The 19,176-nt window shown below is 62.2% G+C and carries 12 protein-coding genes and 2 pseudogenes; 7 read left to right on the forward strand and 7 right to left on the reverse strand.

Annotation, left to right across the window (positions count from 1 at the left end):
• Positions 1–172: 172 nt before the first annotated feature.
• Complete coding sequence (locus ACF8K2_RS24885; RefSeq protein ID WP_186553001.1) at positions 173–745, reverse strand: xanthine phosphoribosyltransferase; 573 nt, start codon at positions 743–745, stop codon at positions 173–175.
• A gap of 64 nt (positions 746–809) precedes the next feature.
• On the reverse strand, positions 810–2,819 hold the full coding sequence (rep, locus tag ACF8K2_RS24890) for a DNA helicase Rep (RefSeq protein ID WP_186553000.1): 2,010 nt from the start codon (positions 2,817–2,819) through the stop codon (positions 810–812).
• 340 nt (positions 2,820–3,159) lie between these two features.
• Between rep and ACF8K2_RS24895 the strand changes: the two genes are divergently transcribed.
• Positions 3,160–4,824 (forward strand): putative bifunctional diguanylate cyclase/phosphodiesterase, encoded by a 1,665-nt coding sequence (locus ACF8K2_RS24895; protein WP_392468417.1) that lies wholly within the window; start codon positions 3,160–3,162, stop codon positions 4,822–4,824.
• Positions 4,825–4,925: 101 nt separating this feature from the next.
• Here ACF8K2_RS24895 and ACF8K2_RS24900 read toward each other — a convergent pair whose 3' ends face one another.
• Positions 4,926–6,314 carry a NorM family multidrug efflux MATE transporter gene (locus ACF8K2_RS24900; protein ID WP_392468419.1) on the reverse strand — a complete coding sequence of 463 codons (1,389 nt, stop codon included), beginning with the start codon at positions 6,312–6,314 and terminating at the stop codon, positions 4,926–4,928.
• 157 nt (positions 6,315–6,471) lie between these two features.
• Here ACF8K2_RS24900 and ACF8K2_RS24905 point away from each other — a divergent pair, with 157 nt between their 5' ends.
• The 3 genes and pseudogenes from ACF8K2_RS24905 (at position 6,472) to ACF8K2_RS24915 (ending at position 9,576) form a co-directional block, all read left to right on the forward strand.
• Entirely contained in the window at positions 6,472–7,401 is a 930-nt protein-coding gene (locus ACF8K2_RS24905; RefSeq protein WP_186552997.1) for a LysR substrate-binding domain-containing protein, read from the forward strand.
• A 189-nt stretch (positions 7,402–7,590) separates the two neighbouring features.
• Positions 7,591–8,712: pseudogene (locus tag ACF8K2_RS24910) on the forward strand (Cache 3/Cache 2 fusion domain-containing protein); the annotation flags it as partial.
• 132 nt (positions 8,713–8,844) lie between these two features.
• Entirely contained in the window at positions 8,845–9,576 is a 732-nt protein-coding gene (locus ACF8K2_RS24915) for a methyl-accepting chemotaxis protein (protein ID WP_392468432.1), read from the forward strand.
• Between the two features lie 82 nt (positions 9,577–9,658).
• Here ACF8K2_RS24915 and ACF8K2_RS24920 read toward each other — a convergent pair whose 3' ends face one another.
• Positions 9,659–11,053 (reverse strand): VOC family protein, encoded by a 1,395-nt coding sequence (locus ACF8K2_RS24920; protein ID WP_392468422.1) that lies wholly within the window; start codon positions 11,051–11,053, stop codon positions 9,659–9,661.
• Between the two features lie 190 nt (positions 11,054–11,243).
• Positions 11,244–12,134, reverse strand: a complete 891-nt coding sequence (locus ACF8K2_RS24925; protein WP_392468424.1) for a LysR family transcriptional regulator — start codon at positions 12,132–12,134, stop codon at positions 11,244–11,246.
• Positions 12,135–12,270: 136 nt separating this feature from the next.
• On the opposite strand from ACF8K2_RS24925, the gene ACF8K2_RS24930 reads away from it, so the two are divergent.
• Together ACF8K2_RS24930 and ACF8K2_RS24935 are read left to right on the forward strand one after the other, a co-directional pair.
• A complete protein-coding gene (locus tag ACF8K2_RS24930; protein WP_186552993.1) occupies positions 12,271–13,761 on the forward strand; it encodes an aldehyde dehydrogenase family protein in 1,491 nt (496 codons plus the stop codon).
• A gap of 126 nt (positions 13,762–13,887) precedes the next feature.
• A complete protein-coding gene (locus tag ACF8K2_RS24935) occupies positions 13,888–15,174 on the forward strand; it encodes an NAD(P)/FAD-dependent oxidoreductase (RefSeq protein WP_392468426.1) in 1,287 nt (428 codons plus the stop codon).
• A gap of 166 nt (positions 15,175–15,340) precedes the next feature.
• On the opposite strand, the gene ACF8K2_RS24940 is transcribed toward ACF8K2_RS24935, so the two are convergent.
• Both ACF8K2_RS24940 and ACF8K2_RS24945 read right to left on the reverse strand, forming a co-directional pair.
• Complete coding sequence (locus ACF8K2_RS24940; protein WP_392468428.1) at positions 15,341–16,768, reverse strand: mechanosensitive ion channel domain-containing protein; 1,428 nt, start codon at positions 16,766–16,768, stop codon at positions 15,341–15,343.
• Between the two features lie 568 nt (positions 16,769–17,336).
• Positions 17,337–18,734 (reverse strand): PAAR domain-containing protein, encoded by a 1,398-nt coding sequence (locus tag ACF8K2_RS24945; RefSeq protein WP_392468430.1) that lies wholly within the window; start codon positions 18,732–18,734, stop codon positions 17,337–17,339.
• 304 nt (positions 18,735–19,038) lie between these two features.
• Between ACF8K2_RS24945 and ACF8K2_RS24950 the strand changes: the two are divergent.
• Positions 19,039–19,176, forward strand: a pseudogene (locus ACF8K2_RS24950) (hydrolase); the annotation flags it as partial.

Below are 19,176 nucleotides of genomic sequence, written 5' to 3' on the forward strand. Positions count from 1 at the left end.
TCGAGTCACTCGATGAGGCTCCCACCAGGCCCGCGAGGCCAGTCGAGTCACTCGATGAGGCTCCCACCAGGCCCGCGAGGCCAGTCGAGTCACTCGATGAGGTACTCACGATGCCCGCGAGGCCAGTTGAGTCACTCGATGAGGATCCCACCATGCCTGCGCGGCAGTCGAATTACTCGATGAAGCTAACCACGCCGCCTTCCAGCGATTTCACCCGAGCCAGCGACTCAACGCGATAGCCCTGGCTATCGAGCTCGGCACGCCCACCCTGGAACGACTTCTCGATGACGATGCCCAGACCGGCAACGGTAGCGCCCGCCTGCTTGATGATCGAGATCAGCGCTTGCGATGCCTTGCCGTTGGCCAGGAAGTCGTCGATCACCAGCACGCGGTCGCTGCTGTTGAGGTGACGCGGCGAGATCGCCACGGTGTTCTCGGTCTGCTTGGTGAAGGAATACACCGAGGCGGTCAGCAGGTTCTCGGTCAGGGTCAGCGACTGGTGCTTGCGGGCGAAGATCACCGGCACACCCAGCTTCAGACCCGTCATCACCGCCGGGGCGATGCCCGAGGCTTCGATGGTGACGATCTTGGTCACGCCGCTGTCTGCATACAGACGGGCGAATTCGTCACCGATCAGCTGCATCAGCGCAGGGTCGATCTGGTGGTTGAGAAACGCGTCGACTTTGAGAACCTGGTCGGAAAGCACGATGCCTTCTTCGCGAATCTTCTGCTGCAGTGCTTCCACTGGTGTATTCCTCGATGTAGCAAAAATGGCCACGGCGATGTGCTGTGGCAAAGTTTAAAGGTGATTAGCGCTTGAGCATGGCCCGTATATCGGCCAATGCGTTGTTGCCACGCGCGGCTTTGACTTCCACCGGCGCATCATCCAGGCCTTCCCACGACAGATCGTCCGGCGGCAGTTCGTCGAGGAACCGGCTGGGCGTGCAGTCGATGATTTCGCCGTATTGCTTGCGCTTGGCGGCGAAGGTGAAGGCCAGGGTCTGGCGCGCGCGGGTGATGCCCACGTAAGCCAGGCGCCGCTCCTCTTCGATGGTGTCGGCCTCGATGCTGGAGCGGTGCGGGAGGATCTCTTCTTCCATGCCCATGATGAACACGTAGGGAAATTCCAGGCCCTTGGAGGCGTGCAAGGTCATCATCTGCACGCCTTCGGCGTTCTCTTCTTCTTCCTGCTGGCGCTCGAGCATGTCGCGCAGCACCAGCTTGCCGATGGCGTCTTCGATGGTCATGTCACCCTCTTCGTCTTTCTCGAGGGTGTTCTTCAGCGCATCGATGAGGAACCAGACGTTGCTGATACGAAAATCCGCGGCTTTGTCGCTGGCGGTGTTCTGGCGGATCCAGTTCTCGTAGTCGATGTCGCGGACCATTTCGTGCAGCGCGGCGATCGGGTCGTCCAGTGCCACCTTTTGGCGGACCCCATCGAGCCAATGCTTGAAACGCTGCAAGCGCTCGGTGTAGCGCGCATCGAGGTGCTCGCCCAGGCCCATCTCATCGCTGGCGGCGTACATCGACACGCCACGCTCGGTGGAGTAGTTGCCGAGCTTTTCCAGGGTGGTCGAGCCGATTTCCCGGCGTGGTACGTTGATTACCCGCAGGTAGGCGTTGTCGTCATCCGGGTTGACCAACAGGCGCAGGTAGGCCATCAGGTCCTTGACCTCCTGGCGGCCGAAGAAGCTGTTACCGCCCGACAGGCGATACGGCACCTGGTGGTGCTGCAGCTTCAACTCGATGAGCTTGGCCTGGTAGTTGCCCCGGTAAAGGATGGCGAAGTCGCTGTAGGGGCGGTCGGTGCGCAGGTGCAAGGTGAGAATTTCCATGGCCACCCGCTCGGCCTCGGCCTCTTCGTTCTTGCAGCGGATCACGCGGATCTCGTCGCCGTGGCCCATCTCGCTCCACAGCTGTTTCTCGAACGCATGCGGGTTGTTGGCGATCAGCACGTTGGCGCAGCGCAGGATGCGGCTGGTGGAGCGGTAGTTCTGCTCGAGCATCACCACTTTCAAGGACGGGTAGTCGTCCTTGAGCAGCATCAGGTTTTCTGGACGGGCGCCACGCCAGGCATAGATCGACTGGTCATCGTCGCCCACCACGGTGAACTGGTTGCGCATGCCGATCAGCATCTTCACCAGCAGGTACTGGCTGGCGTTGGTGTCCTGGTATTCGTCGACCAGCAGGTAGCGCACCTTGTTCTGCCAGCGCTCGAGTACCTCGGGGTTTTCCTGGAACAGCTTGACCGGCAGCAGGATCAGGTCGTCGAAGTCCACCGCGTTGAACGCCTTGAGCGTGCGCTGGTAGTGGGTGTAGACGATGGCGGCGGTCTGCTCACGCGGGTTGCGCGCGTTCTCCAGGGCCTCGGCGGGCATGATCAGGTCGTTTTTCCAGGCACCGATCATGTTCTTGATCTCGTCGATGCCGTCGTCGCCGGAGTATTCCTTTTGCATGATGTCCGACAGCAACGCCTTGATGTCGGTCTCGTCGAAGATCGAGAACCCCGGCTTATAGCCCAGGTGCTGATGCTCCTTGCGGATGATGTTCAGGCCCAGGTTGTGGAAGGTGCACACCGTCAGCCCACGGCCTTCTCCGGCGCGCAGCAGGGTGCCGACCCGCTCCTTCATCTCGCGCGCGGCCTTGTTGGTAAAGGTCATCGCGACGATGTACTGGGCGCGGATGCCGCAGTTCTGGATCAGGTGGGCGATCTTGCGCGTGATCACGCTGGTCTTGCCGGAGCCTGCACCGGCGAGCACCAAAAGAGGGCCGCCGACGTAGTCACAGGCTTCCTGTTGCCGGGGATTGAGTCGGGACATGCTAGAAACCGGGGGTCGCCAGAAAATAGCCGCGCATTCTAACAGGCAAGTGGTGCTTATGGCGCGACCGTCTGACGCCAGAGTCAGACTTTTGTGGCCTCATCGCGGGGCAAGTCCTCTCTTACACCACCCGTGAGATACCGCTGGGTGCGGGCTTGTCCCGCGATGAGGAGCACGCAAATCGGATTTGCCGCTCAGCCAACTTTCGCGCAGGATGCACGACAAAATACGTCGGACCGCAGGCCATGGAAGGGTATGTATTAAAGTGAAAATCATTTTCAATCATGAGGTAGGATACTTCGCGTTCACCGTACTACCGACCAAGCCCTAAGGAGCCAGCTTGTCCACGCCTGTCGAACCCTTGCGTTTGCTGCTGTTGGCCGATGAGCCGGAATGGGCCGCCTGTTTGCGCGACTGCTTGAAGCCACTGGCGGGCAGCGCGGTACTGTTGACCGCGCCGAACTGGGAGGCCGTCGACAGCCTGTTTGCCCACGACCGCCAGGCTGTGGTGCTGGCCACCCCGGCCTTGCTGCCCAGCCCTGGCCGCTGCGACCTACCGACCATCCTGTTGCTGGAGCATGAGCCCGAGGCGCCCCCCGCCGGGGTCAGCGACTGGTTGGTGCAGGCCCAGTTGACCTGCGACACCCTACGCCGCTCGCTGCGCCATGTGCGTGAACGGGGCGTATTGGTGGCCACCTTGCAGCGCCTGGCCGAGCAAGACCCACTGACCGGTATCGCCAACCGCCAGGGCTTTCAGGCCCTGCTGACTACCCGCCTGGCCGAGAACGACGGCCGCGGCGTGGCCCTCGGTCATCTCGATCTGGACAACTTCCGCCACGTCAACGACGCCTTGGGCCACCAGGGCGGAGATCGCCTGATCCTGCAAGTGGTTACCCGCCTCAAGCATCAGCTGGATGCCGGCGACCAGCTGGCCCGCCTGGGTAGCGACGAGTTTGCCCTGTTGATCGACACCCGCCGCGATGCCAATCGCGCCGAGTGGATCGCCGAACGCATCGTTGAAGCCCTCGCCGAGCCGTATTGGATCGATGGAGAAAGCCTGCTGGTTGGCTGCAGCCTGGGCCTGGCCCACGCCCGCGCCCAAGGGGGCGCCGACCCGCTGATGTGGCACGCGCACATCGCCATGCGCCAGGCCAAGAGCAGCCAGGGCTGCACGTTCCATGTGTTCAACGAGCGGATCAACCGCAACGCCCGCAGCCTTGCCGACCTTGAGGGCGAGCTGCGCCGCGCCTTGCGCCGCGATGAGCTGGAGCTGCATTACCAGCCGCGACTGAATCTTGCCGATGGCCGTATCGTTGGCCTTGAGGCGCTGGTGCGCTGGAATCACCCGGAGCGCGGTTTGCTGGCACCCAGCGAGTTCGTGCCGTTGGCCGAACAGAGCGGGCTGATCGTGCCGTTGGGTTACTGGGTCATCTCGCGTGCCCTGCGTGACATGCAGGCGCTGCGTGAGCACGGTCTGCAACCACTGCACATGGCAGTCAACCTGAGCTTCCGCCAGTTCCAGGACAGCCAGCTGCTGGCGACCCTGAGCCGGCTGATCATCGAGCATGGCGTCGATGCGCGCTGGTTGGAGTTCGAGCTGACCGAAACGGCGGTGATGCGCCGCAATGAGCTGGTGCGCCAGACCATGGATGCGCTGGGCCGGCTGGGCGTGCGCTTCTCGCTGGATGACTTCGGCACTGGGTTCTCTTCGTTCGTCCACCTCAACAGCTTGCCGATCACCCTGCTCAAGGTCGATCGCAGCTTTGTCGGTGGCATGGAAATGCGCGAGGAGAACCGCAAGTTGGTGCACGCGATGATCAACCTGGCGCATAACCTCAACCTGGAGGTCGTGGCCGAAGGGGTCGAGAGTGAGGAGCAGATGGCGTTACTGCGCGGTTTTGGTTGCGATCAGGTGCAAGGGTTCCTGGTCAGCAGGCCGTTGCCGGTGGGAGAGTTGATCGAGTATCTGACAGGCACGCCAGCAGCGGGTATCTGTGCTGTCTGATCGGGCCTCATCGCGGGGCAAGCCCGCTCCCACGCAAACCCGCACTCACGTGTAGGAGCATTACGTGGGAGCGGGCTTGCCCCGCGATGAGGGCCTCAAGATCAAGCCGAAACCGCCGCCTTACCGCCAATCCCAGCCTTGCGCATCAACCGCTTCATCCGCCACTCGAAACCAAACGTCAGCGCCACCGAAGCACAGGCCAGCCCCAACGCCAGCCCCCACCAGATCCCTACCGCCCCGCCGCCCAGGTTAAAGGCAAACAGCCAGGCCGCCGGCGCACCTACCAGCCAGTAACAGCACAGGCCAATCAGGAACGTGGTCTTGGCGTCTTTCAGCCCGCGAATCGAACCCATGGCGATGGTCTGCACGCCATCGAACAATTCAAACCAGGCCGCCACCATCACCAGGCTCACCGCCAGCTGGAAGATCCCGTCAAACGCTGGATCATCACGGTTGATGAACAGCCCCACCAGCTCTTGCGGCAACAGCCAGAACAGCGCAGCAAAGCCGAACATCAGCAGTGCGCCAAAGCCGATGCCCACCCGCCCGGCACTGCGCGCGGCAAGCAGATTACCGGCGCCGAAGTACAGCCCCACACGCATGGTCACCGCATAGGACAAACCGGTCGGAACCATGAACGCGGTAGACACGATCTGCAGGGCAATCTGGTGCGCGGCCAGCTCGGTACTGCCCAGCACGCCCATGCACAACGCGGCGAAAGCGAACAAGCCGACCTCGACCATGTACGTGCCACCAATCGGCAGGCCCAGGCGCCACAGCTCGCGCAGTGCTGGCAACGACGGCCGCGACAGGCCCTTGCGCAGCGGATAGGCGGCATAGAACGAGTGCCAGCGGATATACAAGGCCAGGGCGATGGCCATGCCCAGCGAAACCAGGGCGGTCACCATGCCGATGCCCATCAAACCGAGCTTGGGCAGGCCGAACATGCCCTCGATCAAGGCATGGTTGAACAGGTAGTTGAGCACCGTGCCGACCAGGCTGATGACCATCACCGGGGTCGAGCGGCCCAAGGCACTGGTAAAACCGCGCAGGGCCATGAACGTCAGGTAGCTGGGCAGGGCCAGCGGCAGCAGGGTGAGAAACTGCATGGCGGCATCGACGTTGGCCGGCTGCTGGCCAAACATCAGCAACACCGGCCCCAGGTTCCACAGCACCAGCGCTGCACCCAACGCCAGGCCCCAGGCCAGCCAGATACCGGCTTGGGCCAGGCGCGTGGCGCCGGCAATGTCGCCTGCGCCCTTGCGAATCGCCACCAGGGTGCCGACTGCGGCGATCACCCCCAGGCAGAAAATCGACACGAACGAATAGCTCGCCGCCCCCAGGCCGCCACCGGCGAGGGCCTGCGGGCTGATGCGGGCCATCATCAGGGTGTCGGTGAGCACCATCAGCATGTGCGCCAACTGCGAGGCGATCAGCGGCCCGGCCAGGCGCAGCAAAGCCTTGAGTTCAGTGGTGGGCGCGACATGCATGGGTAGGGTCCTTTTTCCTTAGAGGTGGGGCAGGGCGAGGATTCTGAGGCTTTGGTCAACTTTGCACAAAAGGATAAATGCGATCGTTGGCATGAGTTCTACTCATGCATGTATGATTTCCAAGATCACTTGCATGCCCCCAGATCATAGGTGCGAAATGTCCCGTCAGCTTCCTCCGTTGTATGCGCTGCGCGCATTCGAGGCCGCAGCCAGGCACAGCTCTTTCACCCGTGCGGGCGAAGAGTTGTCGATCACCCAGAGTGCAGTCAGCCGGCATATCCGTACCCTTGAGGAGCACTTCGCCTGTCGCTTGTTCGTGCGCAGCGGCCGTAGCCTGCAACTGACCGAGGCTGCGCGGGTGCTGTTGCCGGGGGTGCGCGATGGCTTTGCCGCCTTGGAGCGAGCCTGCGACACCTTGCGCGGCGAAGATGACATTCTGCGCATGAAAGCCCCCTCGACCTTGACCATGCGCTGGTTACTGGCACGGCTGAGCCGCTTTCGCCACCTGCAGCCGGGTAACGAGGTGCAACTGACCAGTGCCTGGATGGATGTCGATCATGTGGACTTCAATCAGGAGCCATTCGATTGCGCGGTGCTGCTCAGTGATGGCGTCTTCCCTGCGGACTGGGAAGTGCGCCGGCTGTTCTCGGAACTGCTGATCCCTGTCGGCGCGCCAGAGCTGCTCAAGGAGGGGCCGTGGGATGAGCGGCGCCTGGCCGGCATCGAGCTGCTCCACCCAACCCCGGACAAACGCGACTGGCGCAGCTGGCTGGCGCGCATGGGGCTGAGCGACAAGGTCTCGCTCAAGGGCGGGCAGGTGTTCGATACCCTGGAGCTGGGGATGATTGCCGCGGCGCGTGGCTACGGCATCTCCATGGGCGATTTGCTGATGGTGGCCGAGGATGTGGCGCAGGGGCGGCTAAGCCTGCCGTGGCCGACGGCAGTGGCCAGCGGCATGGATTACTACCTGGTGTGGCCACGGACCCGACCGGGTGGCGAGCGCTTGCGCCGGCTCAGTGGGTTTTTGCAGGAAGAGGCAGCGGCTATGGATCTGCCGGATGTACAGATCCTATCGGCGGGCGCCTAACAAGACGCGAGGGAGCGGGCCCTACTGCGTCGAAAACGTTTGCGAATCTCCCGGTCCGACACTCAAGTATTCGCCCACGACGCCGATTCAGTGGCACCAGCGTCCCGCTAGAGGATGCGTTTCCCCGTAGATCGAAGTGGGCGGTCAGCGTGATCAGGATGATCCCGGCCTCTTGCCAGGAGCTTCCTCATGTCTGAACCCCGTGCCCGGATTGCCTCGCAACTCGGTATCGCCCTCGCCATCGTTCTGGCGTTGGTCATCACCGGTAGTACCTTGTTCGCCCTGCGTTCGCTGGACAGCGCCAACCTCGCCACCCGCCAGGAACACCTGGCCAGCGAAGCGCGGCTGCTGGCTGACCAACTCGATACCTTCCACGGTTCGCTCAAGGACAACACCCAGCGCCTGAGCGGCCTGTTCGAGCGCCGCTTCGCGTCCGGGCTGGCGCTGCACGCAGGAGAAACCGTCAACGTCGCAGGCCAGGCTACCCCGGCCCTGTACCTGGGCGAGCACCTGCTGAACAACGACTTCCGGCAAGTCGACGAATTCCAGCAGATGACCGCTGGGGTCGCGACGCTGTTCGTGCGCAGCGGCGACGACTTCATTCGCATCAGCACCTCGCTGACCAAACAGGACGGCAGCCGCGCCATCGGCACCCAGCTCGACCGCCAGCACCCGGCGTATGCCAAGCTGATGGCCGGGCAGACCTACGTCGGCCGGGCGCTGCTGTTCGAACGCAACTACATGACCCGCTACGTGCCGGTGCGCGATGGCGGCGGGCGGGTGATCGCCGTGCTGTTCGTCGGCTTCGACTACACCGACGCACAGAACGCCCAGTTGGCCAATCTCAAGCGTTTTCGCATTGGCCACACCGGCTCGCTGGCGCTGCTCGACGAGCAGGGTAAATGGTTGGTCCAGCCGGCCGATGTACGCGACCCCGACAGCGCTGCACACGCAGTGAAGGCACTGGCGGCGCAGCCGGGCAGCGGCAGCTTCTGGGCCAGTGGCAAAGAGCAAGTGTTCAGCGTTGCGATGCCGTTTGCCGAAGGCCCATGGACTGTCGTGGCGAGCATGCCTGAAGCAGAAATCCGCGACGTCACCTGGAGTGTCGGCCTGCGCCTGGCCATCGGCAGCCTGCTGGCCATGCTGTTGGCAGTGGCCGCGACGTTGTTCCTGCTGCGGCGCAAGCTGCGCCCGTTGGGTGACCTGGTGCGCCAGGCCGAAGCCTTGGGCGCGGGTAACTTGAGTGCGCGCCTGGCCGTCAGCAGCCATGACGAGATCGGCCAGTTGGCGCGCAGCTTCAACCAGATGGGTGATGCGCTATCGACCATGGTCGAGCACATCCGCAGCGCTTCCGAGCAAGTCAGTGGCCGCGCGCGTTCGCTGGCCGGATTGTCCTCCGGCGCCTGTGAGGGCATGGAGCAGCAGTCGGGCGAGATCACCAGCATGGCTGGCGCGGTGGAAGAGTTCAGCGCTACCTCGATGAACATCGCCGACAACATGGCCGGTACCGAGCGCATGGCCCGCGACAACGTCCAGCACACCAGGGTGGGGCGCTCGGCGATGGACGAAGCGTCGGCCTCGCTGCGCCAGATTGCCGATGCCTTGGGTGGCACTGCCGAGGTGATGGACACCCTTGGAGCGCGCTCGCAGGAAATTGGCGGCATCGTTGGTGTGATCACCGCCATCGCCGAACAGACCAACCTGCTCGCGCTCAACGCCGCCATCGAAGCCGCCCGCGCGGGCGAGCAGGGCCGTGGCTTTGCCGTAGTTGCCGATGAAGTGCGTGGCCTGGCTGCGCGTACTCGCTCGGCGACCGATGAAATTTCCGCGATGATTGGCAGCATTCAGCAGCAGACCGGGCATGCCATCAGCACCCTGGAGCAGGGCAACCGCCTGATGCAGGAAGGCCTGGAGCGCAATGACAAGGTGGCTGACGCCCTGGCGCGTATCGATGAACAGAGCCGCAGCGCGGGCGAGCAGTTTGCCGCGATTAGCACCGCGACCCAGGAGCAGAGCAGTACGGCGAACGTACTGAGCCGCAATCTGCAGAGCATCGCCCAGGCCAACAGTGAGCAGCGTGATGTGGCCAATGAGCTGGCCACCACTGCGCGGGAGCTGGAAGGGTTGGCGGCGCAGCTGCGCCAGGAAGTCGATCGGTTTCGGGTTGGTGGTTGATTGACCTGACACTATCGCGGGGCAAGCCCGCTCCCACAATTTGCGTGGGAGCGGGCTTGCCTCGCGATAGCGGTCCTTGGGCTTACAACGAGCCCAGGTTCAACGCCTGCGCACACGCTTGCAACGAGCGCTGTTCACTCTGCGCATACAGCGCCAATTCATCCTGCACCTGCAACCCCAGCGCCGCTTCGAAGGCCTCGCGGTTGGCATTGCTGCCGTACTCCGCCTGCGCATCGTCGCCCAGGTTGGACTGGAAAATCCCCGCCGCACTCACCGGCAGGAAGTCCTCGTACACCAACGCCTCGAAATGCACATGCCCGGCATCGATCAGCCCTTGCAGGTCGCTCGGCCGCTCAGCCTGATCGCGTGCGGCCAAACCCTTATCGGTGGCGAAATAGCGGAAATACGCCAAGCCCTGCTCGCGCATCTGCGCCAGGTCATCGGGGAACGCGGCAAAGGTCTGCGCCAGCAATGCGCGGTAGCGTTCGGCATTGGCTTCGGCAGGCACGCCACCCAGCGCTGCGCGGGTGGCATCGAGCAGCTTGTCGTAGAGCTGGCGGCCTTTTGGGGTCAATGCTGCACCGCGCTGTTCGATCTCGCCGAAACGTGCGGTGTGGCTGCCCTCGCTACCCTGTTGATCGCTGAACGCAACCTTCTCTTGCAGCGCCTTGAAGCTGGTCTGGCGCAGCAGGATCGGGTGACGGCGGGTGGGCGGGCCTTCGACCACCGCCTTGGGCGGAATACCCTTGGCCGGCATGCCAACCTGGATCGCATCGATGTCCAGGGTGCGCGGGGTCAGGTGGTTGATGTGCGGGCCTTTGAACGCCACCACGTCGGCGATCAGGCGATGCTGGTCGTGCAGTTGCTGGTACTGCTCGGCGGTGACGGTTGCGTCCTGGTGCCAGCGGAAGGTGTGCAGCGCTTCACTGACGAAAGCCTCGGCGTCAGTTGCACTCAAGCCACCATCGCGTTCGCACTGGGCGATCAGCTCCAGTGCACGTGGGGTGAAGATCTGTCGCTTGGCCAAAATGCTCTCGGCCAGGGCGCGCAGTTGCGGGTTGTCGATCAGCTCCAGGCGCAGCAGCGAGGTGAACACCCGGAACGGGCTGACATGCAGCGACTGCTCGTGCACCGCGCGGAACGCGGTGGAGTGCACCGGTACACCCGCCGAGCTTAGGTCGTAGTAGCCGACCGGTTGCATGCCCATGACTGCGAACAGGCGGGCAATGGTCGCCAGCTCGGCAGCGGTGCCGACGCGGATGGCGCCATGGCGTTCCTGGTCGAGCCGCTCGATTTCACCGGTCCAGCGCAGGGCCTCGGCGACCTGCGGCTGCTGCTGCATGACCTGCTGGTTGATCTCGCTTACCAGCTCCAGCAGCGTGCCGTAGAGGGGCACTTCCTGTTTGTACATGAGCGACATGGCGGCAGAGAACTGCGCGCGGATGCTGTCTGGGCTGACGAAATCATGGGCGGGCATCGCAAGCTTCCTGATGGTGAATGGGACCGTTACATGAAAGCGGGGAATGCACATGGGCCACAAGCGAAAAAAAGTAGAGGTGTCATTCCCTTTTTGATTGACCTTGAGGGCCTATCGCGGGGCAAGCCCGCTCCCACGTGATAAAGCGTAGGGCTTGCCCCGCGATCGCAATATGGCTGCCCACATCCGTTCAACCCGTTAATTGCTCTCGGGTCCATTCCACAAGCGCCCTGACTTTCGGCACCTCTGCCGCGTGCTCGGCAAACGCCAGGTAATGCGCGCCATGGCTACGCATCGCATGATTCCAGGCAATCACCAGGCTGCCATCGCCCAGCTCCTTTTCCACCAGATAGCGCGGCACTAACGCCACCCCACAGCCTGCCTGCGCAGCACTCAAGGCCATATAGAACGTATCGAAGCGCGGCCCGTGATAGCTGTTATCGGTATGCAGCCCCTGTTCCAGGAACCACTCATGCCATGCTTCTGGCCGCGACGCACTCTGCATCAGCACCAACTCCGCCACCTGCGCCGCATCGGTCAACTCGCGCCCCTGTAGCAGCTCTGGCGCGCACACCGGCACCACCACTTCACGGAACAGCTCCACGCACGTTGCCCCCGGCCAGGTGCCCTGGCCAAAGAAGAACACCACATCGGCAGAGCCTTGCAGCAGCGAGAACGGCTCCATCTCGTTGCGGATATCCAGGTGGATGTTCGGGTGGCGTTTACCGAAACCTTTGAGGTGCGGAATCAACCAGCGCACGCCAAAACTCGGCTGAGTGGCTACCTTCAATATCTCGGTCTGCTCGCCATAGGTCAGTATGTAGCGGCTGGACATGTCGACCTGGTTGAGGATCTTGTTCACCTCGGCCAGGTACAGGCTGCCGGCCGGCGTCAGTTGCAGGCGCCGACGAATACGCAGGAACAGGTGATTGCGCAGCATCTCTTCGAGCTGCGCGACTTGCTTGCTGACCGCGCTCTGGGTCAGGTGCAGTTCTTCTGCGGCGCGGGTGAAGCTTAAGTGACGGGCTGCGGCTTCGAAGCACTGCAGGGCCGTCATCGACGGCACCAGACGTTTGGACATGGCAGTCTCTATGGCAAGGGATCATGAGCTGAGGGAATGATATGCGGAATAAAGGTCGTTTGTTGCACCGCTGTGATCGGATTAATACTGATCCACATCACCTTTACCACCCTTCACCCGATGTAGGAGAAGCACAATGGTTGCTGCATTGCTCGAGCGTCTAGGCGTCGCTGCCCAGGCTTACACCCAGGGCGACTACCCTGTTCACACCCCGATCGATGGTAGCCAGATCGCTACGGTGAAGCTGCTCGGCAAGGCCGAGACCACTGCGCGCATCGACCAGGCCCATGCTGCCTTTGAAGCCTGGCGCAGTGTGCCGGCCCCGCGTCGCGGTGAGTTGGTGCGTCTGTTCGGTGAAGTGCTGCGCGAACACAAGGCCGACCTCGGTGAGCTGGTCTCGGTCGAAGCCGGCAAGATCACTCAGGAAGGCCTGGGTGAAGTACAGGAAATGATCGACATCTGCGACTTCGCCGTAGGCCTGTCGCGCCAGCTGTACGGCTTGACCATCGCCTCCGAGCGCCCTGGCCACCACATGCGTGAATCCTGGCATCCGCTGGGCGTGGTCGGCGTGATCAGCGCCTTCAACTTCCCGGTCGCGGTTTGGGCATGGAACACCGCGCTGGCGCTGGTCGCCGGTAACGCCGTGGTGTGGAAACCTTCGGAGAAGACCCCGCTGACCGCATTGGCGTGCCAGGCGCTGTTCGACAAAGCCCTGAAAGCCTTTGGCGATGCCCCTGAAGGTTTGGCCCAGCTGGTCATCGGCGGCCGCGAAGCCGGCGAAGCACTGGTCGATGACGTGCGTGTCCCGCTGGTCAGCGCCACCGGCAGCACCCGCATGGGCCGTGAAGTCGGCCCGCGTGTAGCAGCACGTTTTGGCCGCAGCATTCTTGAGCTCGGTGGCAACAACGCGATGATCCTCGCGCCGAGCGCCGATCTGGACCTGGCCGTGCGCGGCATCCTGTTCTCCGCTGTCGGCACTGCCGGCCAGCGCTGCACCACCCTGCGCCGGCTGATCGTCCATCGCTCGATCAAGGACGAAGTGGTGGCCCGCGTCAAAGCCGCCTACGGCAAAGTGCGCATCGGTGATCCACGCGAGAACAACCTGGTGGGCCCGCTGATCGACAAGCAGTCGTTCGATGCCATGCAAGGAGCGCTGGCCAAGGCCCGCGACGAGGGCGGCCAGGTGTTTGGCGGTGAGCGTCAGCTGGCCTCCGAGTACCCCAATGCCTACTACGTCTCGCCGGCCATCGCCGAGATGCCAGGGCAGAGCGACGTGGTGCGTCACGAAACCTTCGCGCCGATCCTCTACGTGCTGGCCTATGACGATTTCGAAGAGGCGCTGCGCCTGAACAACGAAGTGCCACAAGGCTTGTCTTCGTGCATCTTCACCACCGACATCCGCGAAGCCGAGCGCTTCCAGAGTGCCTCGGGCAGTGACTGCGGTATCGCCAACGTCAACATCGGCACCAGCGGCGCAGAGATTGGCGGCGCATTCGGTGGCGAGAAAGAGACTGGCGGCGGCCGTGAATCCGGTTCGGATGCCTGGAAAGGCTACATGCGTCGCCAGACCAACACCGTCAACTACTCGCGTGAGCTGCCGCTGGCGCAAGGGATTGTGTTCGACTGATGATCGTAGGCGGGGGCCATCGCCCCCGTTCGTGGGAAAAGTCGCAGCGGCGCACCGCCGCGGCTTGACCCGCGATAGGGCCTACGCGGCCCGACCCGCAATAAGAACAATATGCTGGAGCCGGTCATGCCCCAATTGCGTCAAGAATGTTTGTGGGAATTCGTCACCAAGCCTACCGTCGCCAGCCAGGCCCTGGCTGGTGAACACCAGGCCGATGTCTGTGTGATCGGTGGCGGCATCACAGGCCTGTCCGCCGCGATCCATCTGCTCGAACAGGGCAAGTCGGTGATCTTGCTTGAGGCCTGGAAGATCGGCCACGGTGGCTCGGGGCGCAACGTCGGCCTGGTCAACGCCGGCACCTGGATCCGCCCCGATGACGTCGAGGCCACCTTGGGCCACAAGCAGGGTAGCCGCCTGAACAAGGCTTTGGGCGATGCGCCTGGCGAAGTGTTCGCCATGATCGAGCGGCTTGGCATCGACTGCCAGGCCCAGCACCAAGGCACTCTGCACATGGCGCACAACGCCACCGGCATCGCCGACCTTGAGGCTCGCCACCAGCAATGGACCCGGCGTGGCGCCGATGTCGAGTTGCTGACCGGCGCGCAATGCCAGGAATACTGCGGTACCGCCAAGATCTCCGCCGCGCTGCTCGACCGCCGCGCCGGCACCATCAACCCCATGGGCTACACCCAAGGCCTGGCTGGCGCCGTGGCGCGTTTGGGCGGCAAGGTGTTCCAGCAGTCCTCGGTCGAAGGCCTGGAGCGCGAGGGTGATGGCTGGCGGGTGAAGACCGCGCGCGGCTCGGTACGCGCCGACAAGGTGGTAATTTCCACCGGCGCCTACACCGAAGGCGACTGGAGCAATCTGCAGAAGCACTTCTTCCGTGGTTACTACTACCAGGTCGCCTCGACGCCCTTGCAGGGTGCGGCTGCCGACAAGGTGCTGCCGCATGGCCAGGGCTCGTGGGACACCCGCACTGTGCTCAGCAGCATTCGTCGTGACGACCAGGGCCGGCTGCTGCTTGGCAGCCTCGGCCGGGTCGATAACAAGCCAGCCTGGTTCGTGCGCAGTTGGGCCGATCGCATCCAGAGCCATTACTACCCGGAGCTGGGCAAGGTCGAGTGGGAGATGCACTGGACGGGCTGCATCGACTTCACCCCGGACCACCTGATGCGCCTGTTCGAACCGGCCCCAGGGCTGGTGGCGGTGACGGGCTACAACGGCCGTGGCAACACCACCGGAACGGTGATCGGACGGGCGTTTGCCGAGTTTCTGCTCAAAGACGACCCGGACAGTTTGCCGGTGCCGTTCTCGCCCATGAAGGCGGTCAGCGCGCCGTCGTTGCGCACGGCTTTCTACGAGTCGGGCTTCTCGCTGTACCACGCGGGGCAGTGCCTGCGGGTGGTGCTCTAAGGCAAGGTCTGTTGCGTCCCAGTAGTGGGTCGTGGAGGCAGCTCGTGGGAGCAGCTCGTGGGAGCGGGCTTGCCCCGCGATGGCGGCGGAACAGGCGCCATCTGGGCAATCCCTGCCGCTATCGCGGGGCAAGCCCGCTCCCACGCCTGATAACCCGTTGGCACAGTCACTTGTGCAGCCAACTCAGGAAGCCGCCTTTTTTCACCACCGCAGGTTTCTGCATCAACAGTGACTCTCGACTCTGTCGACGGAAGCGCTGCAGTTTGGTCAGCGCCGACTGCACCTCGCCGCGCTCGACCAGGCAACTGCGGACCTGCTCCTTGTCGATGCGGTACAGCACGCAACCGGTCAGCGTGCGGAACTCCACCGCTGAGTCTTCGTCATCGACCAACCCTTCGATCGCCAGCACCTCACCTGGCCCCATGCGCCCAGCCTCGATCAGCCGTTCGCCATCGCGCACCGAGGCCGAGACCACGCCGCTGCCAATCACCAACACATGCTCGGAACGCTCACCCACGCCCAGGATCACCTGATCGGCCAGGTACTCCATGGCCGTCATGCGCTGGCTCAGCGCATCGCGCTCCTCACTGCTCAACGAGCGGAAGACCCGCACCTCGTCGAGCAACTCGCGCTGACGACTGCGCGGCGCCACGGCCAGGTCGACGTTCCACATCACCCCAGTGGCTTCCAGATGACGGTGAGCGAGGTCGAACAGCTGGTTGCGCACTTCGGTCTTGCGCGCCATATCGGCGATGAACCCGCTGGCTTCGTATTCCACTGACTCAAGCGTCGAGGCTTTCACCGTGACCTTGGGGGCGGGGTTGTCCAATAGCGCCGACGTCCCTTGCAGGGCCTTTTCCAAGGCGTCGAAGACCCGCTTGGGGCGGACTTTGGCCGGCACCACCACACTGATCGACACGCCGTTGCGGTCGGCAGGTCGGCTGTGATTGAGCAACTTGGCCTTGGCTGCCACCGAGTTAGGAATCACCGCCAGGCTGCCGCTGCCGGTGATCATGCGCGTGGCCCGCCAGTCGATATCGACCACCTTGCCCTCAGTGCCATCGATCGAGATCGAGTCGCCGATCTGATAGGGCCGGGTGGTGTTCAGCACGATCCCGGAAAACACATCGCTCAGGGTGCTCTGCAACGCCAGACCGATAACGATGGCCATCACCCCCGAGGTCGCCAGCAGGCCCTTGACCGGCAGTTGCATGACATAGGCCGCTGCTGCCACCACCGCCACCAGGAAGATCAACGCCCCCAGCACATCCTGCAGCAAGCGCCCGCCATGACTGCCGCGCGCCACCAGCAGTAGGCCGAACACCACCGTGACCGTGCGCGCACCGAACAGCCACCAGCCAATCGCCAGTACCGTCGCCATCAAATTGCGCGAGACATCATCGGCCCACGGCGGCGGTTGCAGCGGGCTCATGCCGGCGGCCAGCAATACCCAGCTGAACAGCAGGAAGATCACCAGCCGCGTAGCGATGCGCCAGGGCTGGCGCTGGAGCGGGATCAACTGCCACAGCAGCAGGTCGAGGAAGATCAGGCAGGTGCCGAGCAACAGCGGGTATGACTGGATGAAAGCCAGCATGACGGTCTCGGAGCGGGGGAGGGCTGTGGCTAGTAAAGAGCAGGTGGGGTGGACAAGCAATAGGGGATCGTACTGATCCTGGTGCGGGGTCGATGCCTGCCTTGTCGCGGTACTAACCCAGCCCATTGTGGGAACAGGGATGATCACGCGACTTTGGCATGGCAAAGCTATATTTAGCCTTCCTTACTTATCCTGTATACGCATGTTGTAATAATGCAAAGCGTTCCCCCTAGATAGGTAAGGAATTTGCCTGTTAATAATTGAAATTTAAGGTTTCTGGGAAAGTTATCAACATCCTCATTGTTTAACTTACCTTTGCGAATATGCAGTTGTTTTACCGGCCAGGTGAGTAACCCCGCTATCATTGCCGTTAGAATGTATCTTCCCCTTAGACCGAAGCACCGCCAAATCGGCACCTGAAGTTTCAGCCATTCACTGCTGGGTAGAGCATTGAGCATGGTCTCTAGCTTTTTGCTCCAGGCTAATCCCGCCGTGATTGCTAAACCCACATAAAGTAAGATCCACGGGGTGAGGAGAAATACGAGTTTCCAATGAGTTGGCCATGTGCTCATGGCTCGGTTACCTCATAAATAAATTCACCGATGGACTCTCCTCCTGACATGCCTATGTAGCCGCCAGTCAGAGATCCGGCACCCACCAAAACTATCCCGCACACAGTAGCGCTGATCGGGCCGAGACCGAAGCAGGCAACAGTGGTTAGATCGCCGGCCAAGGCACCAGCATAGGCACCCATTCCTAGCCCTCCAGCAAAACTGCCAGCTTCCGTAAACCTGATTTTTCGACACGCTGCAGTTTCCCCGGCTCTGCAGACCTCCTGCACCTTTAATAGAGAAGCGCCTGCGCCAATCACAATTCCGACTTGACCTCCGCGCTCAAGGTATTTTGAGATACGTGCCAGCTTATCCAGGTGCGTTGTATACCCTGGTATCTGACTCGGTCCACCTGCTTTGGACCAGTGATGCACAAGGCTTTTGCTCGAAATACCAAGATCTCGACGTAATCCGTGATGACTCCCTAAATCCATCGTCTTGTTGAGAAAACTCATCCTGAGTTTTACATCCAACTGCTTGAAGAGTTTCTTGCGTTCCGCAAAAAACTCCGGGCTTCGCAGATGGCCGTGCTTGGAGAACTGCTGTTGGTGAAGTTTCTCTATGTAGTTCAGCGTATTTTTCAATTCTTCAAGCGACTTGGCCATCATCGCTTGGCTTACTCCCATCGCCAGGCTCACATCGCTCAACAACCCAGCGATCTCGGCCTGATGGCGCATCATGAAATCGGCTTCGCCGTCGCTCAAGCTGGCCAGGCTATCGCGCGCCAGGTCCGCCGCTTCCATCAGGTGCAGTTCCTCGCGGGTGCACATATGGCCGTTGTTGGGGTCGCCAATGACGAAGATCTCGCCGGCTTTGAAACCCTGCGCAAAGTTTGGATTGAGACGCTGCAGATGCTTGATCAGCAGTCTGTCGTGAATGGCCAGCCGGTCCAGTAACTGATCGAACGACTGGCTGTACTGAACAATGTGAAAACCTGGCTCAAGGCCTGGCGTGGGGGAGGTGTCCCGGGCAAAGGTGTTGAAAGCATGTTGAGCAGAGGCGCGCGGCGCAGAGCTGAATGGGGGTGCATAGGTCTGAGTGGCGACGGCGCTCTTGGGTGCGGGCCGCTGATGAAGGGGCGCTACCACATAGTTGCTGCCTAAAGGACAGCCGCACTGCACCAGTGAGCCATCTACGGCAGTGGGAATGTCGTCCTGCCGCCAACGTGATTCGCCACGGATGATCGTGCCCTCGATGCCGCACCGAGGACAGGGCGTGGTTTTGTCCCCTTCGAGTAGCCAGGCAATGGCATGAACCTGCCCCCGCGCGCGGCTGGCGATGCAGCGAGCGCCGGTGCTGGTGAGGTCGCCGTCCAGGCCCTGACCCTTGCCAAAGATGTTAAGCCGTTGACTCATGATGCCCGCCTTCCTTAAGCAGAAAGTCCGCAACCTAGCAGCTCGGCGAGGCAATTTTTCCCGGTGTGGGCAGATAGAGAAACGTCCTACGCGGCTTGAAGATTTGGATGTAGCCAAGCCCAAGGGGAGATCGCGGGCGAGGTTAGGAAATGTATCTATGGGGCTAAATTCTATCGTTCACAAAACAGAACGCTAAAGGCAAATTTCGCTATCTAGTGCGCCAAAGGTCTTGGTTTTAATCTTTCCCCATCAACGCGAAACACCCAACTCACTGAACATCAAAACCACCTTTAGGAGCACGACCATGGCCCACTTCAAATACAACCGCCTGAACAAAGACGACGCTGCCGTACTGCTGGTCGACCACCAAGCTGGCCTGCTGTCGCTGGTACGTGACATCGAGCCGGACCGCTTCAAGAACAACGTGCTGGCCCTGGCTGAC

This window comes from Pseudomonas sp. xss_2, from assembly GCF_043104195.1.
Classification (GTDB): domain Bacteria; phylum Pseudomonadota; class Gammaproteobacteria; order Pseudomonadales; family Pseudomonadaceae; genus Aquipseudomonas; species Aquipseudomonas urmiensis.

What these genes read in the sequence shown, in the direction of transcription:
- ACF8K2_RS24940 (WP_392468428.1), bottom strand. Translation starts at nt 16,768, where the DNA reads ATGCTGGCTTTCATCCAGTCATACCCGCTGTTGCTCGGCACCTGCCTG.
- ACF8K2_RS24920 (WP_392468422.1), bottom strand. Translation starts at nt 11,053, where the DNA reads ATGCCCGCCCATGATTTCGTCAGCCCAGACAGCATCCGCGCGCAGTTC.
- ACF8K2_RS24935 (WP_392468426.1), top strand. Translation starts at nt 13,888, where the DNA reads ATGCCCCAATTGCGTCAAGAATGTTTGTGGGAATTCGTCACCAAGCCT.
- rep (WP_186553000.1), bottom strand. Translation starts at nt 2,819, where the DNA reads ATGTCCCGACTCAATCCCCGGCAACAGGAAGCCTGTGACTACGTCGGC.
- ACF8K2_RS24945 (WP_392468430.1), bottom strand. Translation starts at nt 18,734, where the DNA reads ATGAGTCAACGGCTTAACATCTTTGGCAAGGGTCAGGGCCTGGACGGC.
- ACF8K2_RS24905 (WP_186552997.1), top strand. Translation starts at nt 6,472, where the DNA reads ATGTCCCGTCAGCTTCCTCCGTTGTATGCGCTGCGCGCATTCGAGGCC.
- ACF8K2_RS24930 (WP_186552993.1), top strand. Translation starts at nt 12,271, where the DNA reads ATGGTTGCTGCATTGCTCGAGCGTCTAGGCGTCGCTGCCCAGGCTTAC.
- ACF8K2_RS24900 (WP_392468419.1), bottom strand. Translation starts at nt 6,314, where the DNA reads ATGCATGTCGCGCCCACCACTGAACTCAAGGCTTTGCTGCGCCTGGCC.
- ACF8K2_RS24925 (WP_392468424.1), bottom strand. Translation starts at nt 12,134, where the DNA reads ATGTCCAAACGTCTGGTGCCGTCGATGACGGCCCTGCAGTGCTTCGAA.
- ACF8K2_RS24915 (WP_392468432.1), top strand. Translation starts at nt 8,845, where the DNA reads ATGGCTGGCGCGGTGGAAGAGTTCAGCGCTACCTCGATGAACATCGCC.